This is a genomic window from Nocardia sp. N2S4-5 (assembly GCF_044628355.1).
GTDB classification, from domain to species: domain Bacteria; phylum Actinomycetota; class Actinomycetes; order Mycobacteriales; family Mycobacteriaceae; genus Nocardia; species Nocardia wallacei_B.
Genome location: NZ_JBIUPM010000002.1, coordinates 23,061 through 29,373 on the forward strand (window position 1 = coordinate 23,061; position 6,313 = coordinate 29,373).

The window sequence follows — 6,313 nt, forward strand, 5'->3', positions numbered from 1 at the left end:
CGCCCATGACCGTGCTGACCGGACGAATCACCGACCTCGCCGGGGTCGGCGAATCCGACACCGTCATATTCCGGGCGGCGCGACTGCGGGTGCTGCCGGGCCTCGGCGACATCATCAGCGACCGCCGCCACGCCTACGCACCGGACGAGACCGGCGTGATCACCACCGACGACTTCGAGCCCGGCCTCGCGATCGTCCGCATCGGCAGCGACGAGATCACGATCGACATCCCGGACTCGACCGCGCCCGTCCAGCTCGGGCCGCTCATCGACGCCGGCCTGCCGATCCCGCCGCAGGAGGAGCCGCGCGCCGTGATCGGCATCGGCATCCGGCGCCTGGAGCGCATCACCGAGAGCGACTTCGCCGCCCTGCTCGCGGCAGGCACCGCCGACCCCGACACCGAGTACTCGCTCGTCGCCGACCCCGATTAGGAGACGTCCACCATGGCCATTTTCACCGGCAAGTTCTACCCCCTGTTCTTCAAAAGCCTCCTGAACAAGGAGGTGGATTTCGACACCGACGTGATCAAGCTGATGCTGCTGGACAACAGCTACACCTTCAGCAACGCGCACCAATACAAGTCCTCGATCTCGGGCGAGGTGACCGGTACCGGCTACACCGCGGGCGGGCAGATCCTCACCGGCGCTGCGGTGAGCTTCGACTCGCCAACGAACGTGATCAAGATGGACGCCAACGATCCGGCCTGGCCGGGGTCGACGATCACCGGCGCACGCAAGGCCGTCGCCTACAACAGCACGCCGGGCACCGACGCGGCTCGCCCGCTGATCGCGTATCTCGAATCGGATACCACACTGAGCACGACGTCCGGGCAGCTGTCGATCACCTTCGATGCCGCCGGGATCGCGACGATCGCGGTCGCCTGAGGGCCTGGCCTGTGCCCAAGTATCAGCGCGGCGCCGAGCCGATCGCGCGCTTCATCGGTTCGGAGCCGGTGCTGCGCAAATACATCGGCGAGCAGCTGGTGTGGGACGGCACGCGGTCCGTGGCCGCGCAGGCCGGGCGCGCTCACGCCTCGGCCGCCGTGCTCCCGGGCGTCGCGTCCGCGGCCGCCACGGCCACGGCGATAGCAGCGACAGCGAACGCGGTCGCCGGCACCGCCACAGCTACGGCGTCAGCCGATGGGCAGGTTGTTCCAGCGACGGCAACCGCGGCCGTGCTGTCGGCCGTGCCGCACGCCGACGCGGCTGCGACGGCGACCGCCGCGACGGCTTCCGCGGTGGCGTACGGCGCCACCGCTGAGATCTCGGCCGATGTCAACGTGAACGCTCTGGCCGCCACCGCGACCGCCGCGGTATTGACCGCAGCCGCGTCCACCGATGCCGCAGCAGTAGCGACCCCGGCGACCGCTGGAACGATCGTCTACGACGCAGTGGGCCAGGGCTCCGTGGCCGCCGCCGCCACACCCGCCACCGCGAGCGCGGCCGTGAACGGCGCGCAAGGATCGGCGGGCGCCACCGCCACCGCGAGCGCGGCCACCGCGCAGGCGGCAGTCACCTCGTCCGCCGCCTCGACCAGTTCCACCGTCGCGGCTACCGCCGCCACCGCGAGCGCGGCGGTGAGCGCGGCCACAGCCGCGGTGATCAACGCGTTCGTCGACGACTTCAACCGGACCGCCGGCACCGCCCTCGGCGCGTCTTGGACCGAGAACGGCGGCGATCTCGGCATCGCCAGCCCCGGCGTGCTTGCCGTGCAAGGCACGTCCAACAGCCGCCGGTGCGCGATCTGGAACACCGCGACCCAGACCTTCGCGCAGACCGTCGAATTCACGATCGCGACGACACCGAGCAATGCGTTGTCGTCCGGCGCCGTGCTGCGCTGCAACAGCGGCATGACGCAGATGGTCATCCTGTCGACGTCATCGACGCAGTGGGCGCTCGGGTCGATCACGGGCATCAACGGGACGTACGCGCCCATCGGCTCGTTCTCGACGACGCTGGCCGCCGGCGATGTGATCCGGGTGTTGGTCGACCAGGACAACGTCTACCGCGTCTACGTGAACGGCGTGAAGTCCGGGCCGTCGCTCACCAACTCGACTTACGCGGACAGCTCGCACCAGTATCTCGGACTGTGGGTGCAGCGCACCGGATCCGGCACCGGCATCTCGCACAGCCTCGACAACTTCAAGGCCTACGACACCCCGGCACTGGTCTCGGTCGCGAGCGACAATTTCAACCGGGCCAGCCTCGGCGCCAACTGGACGCAGGCCAGCCAGAACGGTGGCGCCCTCTACATCGCCGGTAGCACCGAACTGTCGGCGGTCGGTCTGCCGTCCTCGCCGATCTCGGTGATCTACCACAACACCGTGCTGCCCAGCGACAGCCAGGTTGTCCGCGCCCGGGTGAAGTGGAACTCGCGCAATCCGGAGCACTCGTCGATGTCGGTCGGGCTGCGTGCCGACCCGGCGTCCGGCCATCACGGCGTCCATTTCTGGTGGACGGCGACACTGATGGGGATCTGCATCTACACGACGGACCTCACCAACTTCGTGGCCGCGACCGGCACGGCCGACTACGTCAGCACGAGCAAGTTCGCCGAGAACGCCCTCGTCGAGCTGCGCGCCGAGGGCACCGTTTACACAGCTATGGTGAACGGCTCGCAGGTGCTGCAGGGCACCTTCACCACCGTGCAGGCACCGCTGACCAACCATGTCGCCTCGATCCACGGCGAAGACGACAGCGCGGTCAGCGGCGGCGGCGAGCCGGGCGGCAACGTGGACGATTGGGCGTCGTACGTCGTCCCCGCTGCGGCGTGATCAAACTAGACTCGACAGTGCCGTGACACGACGGCGCAAACCGAAACCGCCTCGGTCCCATAGGGATCGAGGCGGTTTTGCTATGTCAGGACTCCGTCCGGTCGGCGCGAGAGCGTCGCGGTAGCGCGTCGAGGATGCCGAGCACGGCAATGAACAGACCGGCGATCACGCCCAGCAATTCACCACTGGCGAAACCAGCGACGAACAGGACGAGCCCGAACGTGATGATGATTGCTTCGACGACTCTGCGGTACATGGCGTTCGGTGTCTCCCGTCGTACGACCCTGCCCAGTGCATACGAATCCGCCTCGGTCCCGTTACGGACCGGGGCGGATTTCGTCGTGTTGGTGGGCGTTTCCAGGGCGCCATCGGTGGAGTCCGGCGAGGACACGCAGCAGCACGGTGATGTGCGGGCGCGGTGAACGCTGGACCCACAGCAGTTCGGTCGGGATTCGCTGGGGCAGATCACCCATGGCCCTGCTCGCGTAGCCACGTGTCGAGGTCGGCGAGCGATCCGGAGGCGACTTCGCGGAAGCCGTCGCACAGCTGCCACCCGAACGGGGCGTTGGACTTCGGCCGGAGGCAGAGCCCGGCGGCGTGGGCTGCGCTGGCGATGTGCGGTGCGCGGTCCCGCCAGTCGTACGTGTGTCCGGGTTCGCTCACTTGAGCGGCTCCCAGATGCGATGGGACGCAGCGGTGAACGCCCGGCAGCCGCCGTGTCCGGCGTGGGTCGACAGCATGTATTGGGCGTGAGCCAGCGTCAGATCCGGGGGCGCTTCATCGCAGCCGTTGCGTAGCGCCCATCGGTCGGCGAGGGATCGGGTGATCATCAGGCCCGCCCGGAGTCGGGCCTGATCCGGCCTGCCTCGACGAGGAGGTGGTACGCCATGCTCTTGCGCGGGCATTCGACGCGGACGCAGGAGCGGTGGCGTTGCATCGTGCGGTGAGCTTCGATGAGCGACATCGGCTCGTCGGGCACTTCGTGGGGCCATCCGTGTGGCCAGACCGAGACGTCCATGTCCGGTTCGGGGGCGGGGTGGATGAGTGCCGGGGTGGGTGTGTAGCGCGAGGGGCGCTCGGGGGCGTAGAGGGCGATCGCGGCCATGACGACGAGCGCAGCCACGATGCCGACGAGAGCGACGAACTGGGCCATTGTGTCCTCGGGTGGTGAGTCCGACAGGGGTTCCGTGGCGCCGGACCGCCGCCGACCTCTCTGGCTACGAACCCTCGCGGATTCTCGGCCGACGGCGTGCCCCCCTCGCGAGGAGGGGAGTGCGCCCGGCGTCACGGGCTGACCTCAGGGTAGCCCTGGTCAAGGAGACAAGACAATGGCCCTTCTGGTCCCGTCGGACCGGAAGGGCCATTTTCGGCCTGCGGTTTCGCTCAGTACTCGAGCTTGATTGCGTCGGCCAGTTCGCGCATGTCGTCGGTCAGGGTGCGTCGCTGGGTGATGGTGCGCCTGAGGACATCTCGGGCGTACCTCTGCTGTGGCAACCACTCGGGTGCCACCGACCGAACTTGTTGCAGCACGGCCACAGCCTCACCGTGCTGCCCGAGCTGGACGTGCGCATTGGCGACATCCAGCCGGTGACGCAACCGGCCAGCGGCCATGGGGGAGAGCACATTCGTGGGAAGCGATTTCGCGATGGACAAGGTCTTGTCCGGCTTGCCTGCGATGATGTGGCATTCGCCGGTGATCTGCGCGACTGTGACAGGCCCGAACAGCCGGTTGGGGTTGGGGTCGTACAGCACCTCGTGACCGATCCGGTCCGCGGCGGCGCGCGCAAGGCTGAGTGCATCCTCGGTCTCGCCGGGGTTGTTGTCGCGTACCCCGATGTTCGCCACGTACAACCACAGCCGTCCCCACAGTGCCAGCTGGGAGGCCGTCGCTCGGGAGAATCGCGGCTCGATGTCGTCGGCCCACCGGATCGCCAGTGTACGGGCCTTCCGCAGATTCCCTTGACGAATGTGGGTCCATATCAGCGCGTTGACCGCGGCGACGGCCATTCCGCGTTCCGGTGCTATGTCGATCGCACGATCGAGAGTCATCGCTGCGGTATCGAACTGACGGTTCTGGGTCAGCATCCAGCCTGTCATGCTCAGCAACCGGCTGCGGATAGCGCGCCCTTCGCTGTCCGTGAGAGTCTCGGCGTCGCGCAGCAGCGCGGGCAGCAGAGCTGAAATCTCGCGGTAGCGGTGGGCGTCGATCAGCGGCCGGAGTTCTTCGTAGGCTGCCTGTGTTCCTTCGTTGGTGGCAGGTTCGTCGGCGGGTGCCACATCCTGCCCGACGAGGGCGCGGCGTACCTGCGCCCACAAGTCCTCGGTCTCGGTGTCGGCATGCTCGGCATCGCGCCGGACCTGAAGGTCCGATGTCCGGACGCGCAGTCCGACAGCCAGTTTGCGCAAGGTCTCGAGCCTCACGTTGGCGCGTTCACCCTGCTCGACCTTCTTGATGGTTGACAGGGATACTCCGGATGCCGCAGCAAGCTCTGGCTGCGTGAGCCCGCGGCGCTTTCGCACATTTCTCAGACGTTCGCCCAAATCCACACTCATACCACGAGGCTACGACCGATTCGGCGAGTCGTACAGGATTCGGTGGTGGTGAGTATAGAATCGGGATCCGCGACGCCCACACTCATAGTCGCAGGAAAGCCGCCTCATCCTGATGGGTCGAGGCGGCTTTTCGTTCGCGCGAAAGAGCCGTCCGGCGGGGAAGTCCGGGCGGCTCTGCGGGGGAGTGGTCAGAGTGTGGGCTCAGTGGACGCGGCAGATGGGGCCGGTGTCCTGCCGTTGGCGGCATCCCATGCTTGCTGGTCGGCGATGTACCAGATGTTCACTTGCGTTCCGTCCGCAGTGCGGCCCACCCAGTGACGTGTTCCGCTGTGGCGATATATCGGGCGGCCGAGGCCGAGCGCGGCACCCCACTGTGCGGCCACGGCATTTGCGTCGTCGCCCTTGATGATCGCGGCCAGCCTCATATCGTGCGAGCCGTCGCGGGCGTAGTCGTACATCCAGCGCAGTGGCGCCAGGTGCGGCGCGAGTCCGTTCATGTAGGTCCGCGCCGTCTTGTTCACGAGGTAGCTGAGTTCGCCGGGGTCGAATGCGGCCCGCACGCTGGCCTTCTCGGTAGTGGTCATCTCGCCACCGCCGACGGCATCACGATGACGGATGCCGTGCCGACACCGGCCCCGACGATCGCGCCCGCCGCGGCACCGGCGGCGATACCGACCGGGATGGTGACCGGGCAGGCGAGGCCGATGGTGGGCGCGCAGGCGATGCTGCCCATCACCGCGCCGGTGACGCCGCCGACGGTGGTGCCGATGAGGGTGTCGCCCGCGATGATGGCGAGCGCCTCGGCCGTGGCGACATCTTGGGCGGGGGTCATGGCGACCGGCGCGGGCGCGGCGGCGTGCGATGGGGCCGTGGCGAAGGCGATACCGGTGGCGGTGAAGGCGAGCAAGGATGCGGCAGCCCAGAGGGTCCGGGACATGAGGTTCTCCTGAGTCGGTGGAAAGTACCCGGCTATCGTCACTTCTCCGA

9 protein-coding genes and 1 pseudogene are annotated in these 6,313 nt (G+C 67.8%); 3 read left to right on the forward strand and 7 right to left on the reverse strand.

Annotated elements, in window-relative coordinates:
* Nucleotides 1–5: 5 nt before the first annotated feature.
* The 3 genes from ACFMRZ_RS36890 to ACFMRZ_RS36900 are packed head-to-tail and all read left to right on the forward strand — an operon-like array spanning nucleotide 6 to nucleotide 2,773.
* Nucleotides 6–431: a hypothetical protein gene (locus tag ACFMRZ_RS36890; RefSeq protein ID WP_400177346.1), complete on the forward strand. Its 426-nt coding sequence runs from the start codon at nucleotides 6–8 to the stop codon at nucleotides 429–431.
* 12 nt (nucleotides 432–443) lie between these two features.
* A complete protein-coding gene (locus ACFMRZ_RS36895) occupies nucleotides 444–884 on the forward strand; it encodes a hypothetical protein (protein ID WP_400183087.1) in 441 nt (146 codons plus the stop codon).
* Nucleotides 885–895: 11 nt separating this feature from the next.
* Complete coding sequence (locus ACFMRZ_RS36900) at nucleotides 896–2,773, forward strand: hypothetical protein (RefSeq protein ID WP_400183088.1); 1,878 nt, start codon at nucleotides 896–898, stop codon at nucleotides 2,771–2,773.
* 85 nt (nucleotides 2,774–2,858) lie between these two features.
* Here ACFMRZ_RS36900 and ACFMRZ_RS36905 read toward each other — a convergent pair whose 3' ends face one another.
* The 7 genes and pseudogenes from ACFMRZ_RS36905 to ACFMRZ_RS36935 all read right to left on the reverse strand — a co-directional run.
* Nucleotides 2,859–3,164, reverse strand: coding sequence for a hypothetical protein (locus ACFMRZ_RS36905; RefSeq protein ID WP_400177348.1), 306 nt, complete (start codon nucleotides 3,162–3,164; stop codon nucleotides 2,859–2,861).
* A gap of 74 nt (nucleotides 3,165–3,238) precedes the next feature.
* A complete protein-coding gene (locus ACFMRZ_RS36910; RefSeq protein ID WP_400183089.1) occupies nucleotides 3,239–3,436 on the reverse strand; it encodes a hypothetical protein in 198 nt (65 codons plus the stop codon).
* Nucleotides 3,433–3,603, reverse strand: a complete 171-nt coding sequence (locus ACFMRZ_RS36915; protein ID WP_400177350.1) for a hypothetical protein — start codon at nucleotides 3,601–3,603, stop codon at nucleotides 3,433–3,435. Before ACFMRZ_RS36915 ends, ACFMRZ_RS36910 begins: the two co-directional genes overlap by 4 nt.
* Nucleotides 3,603–3,926: a hypothetical protein gene (locus ACFMRZ_RS36920; protein ID WP_400177351.1), complete on the reverse strand. Its 324-nt coding sequence runs from the start codon at nucleotides 3,924–3,926 to the stop codon at nucleotides 3,603–3,605. Before ACFMRZ_RS36920 ends, ACFMRZ_RS36915 begins: the two co-directional genes overlap by 1 nt.
* 230 nt (nucleotides 3,927–4,156) lie before the next feature.
* On the reverse strand, nucleotides 4,157–5,326 hold the full coding sequence (locus ACFMRZ_RS36925) for a helix-turn-helix domain-containing protein (RefSeq protein ID WP_400183090.1): 1,170 nt from the start codon (nucleotides 5,324–5,326) through the stop codon (nucleotides 4,157–4,159).
* Nucleotides 5,327–5,514: 188 nt separating this feature from the next.
* Nucleotides 5,515–5,910, reverse strand: a complete 396-nt coding sequence (locus tag ACFMRZ_RS36930; RefSeq protein ID WP_400177353.1) for a hypothetical protein — start codon at nucleotides 5,908–5,910, stop codon at nucleotides 5,515–5,517.
* Nucleotides 5,907–6,313: pseudogene (locus ACFMRZ_RS36935) on the reverse strand (hypothetical protein); the annotation flags it as partial. The pseudogene ACFMRZ_RS36935 and the gene ACFMRZ_RS36930, both read right to left, overlap by 4 nt.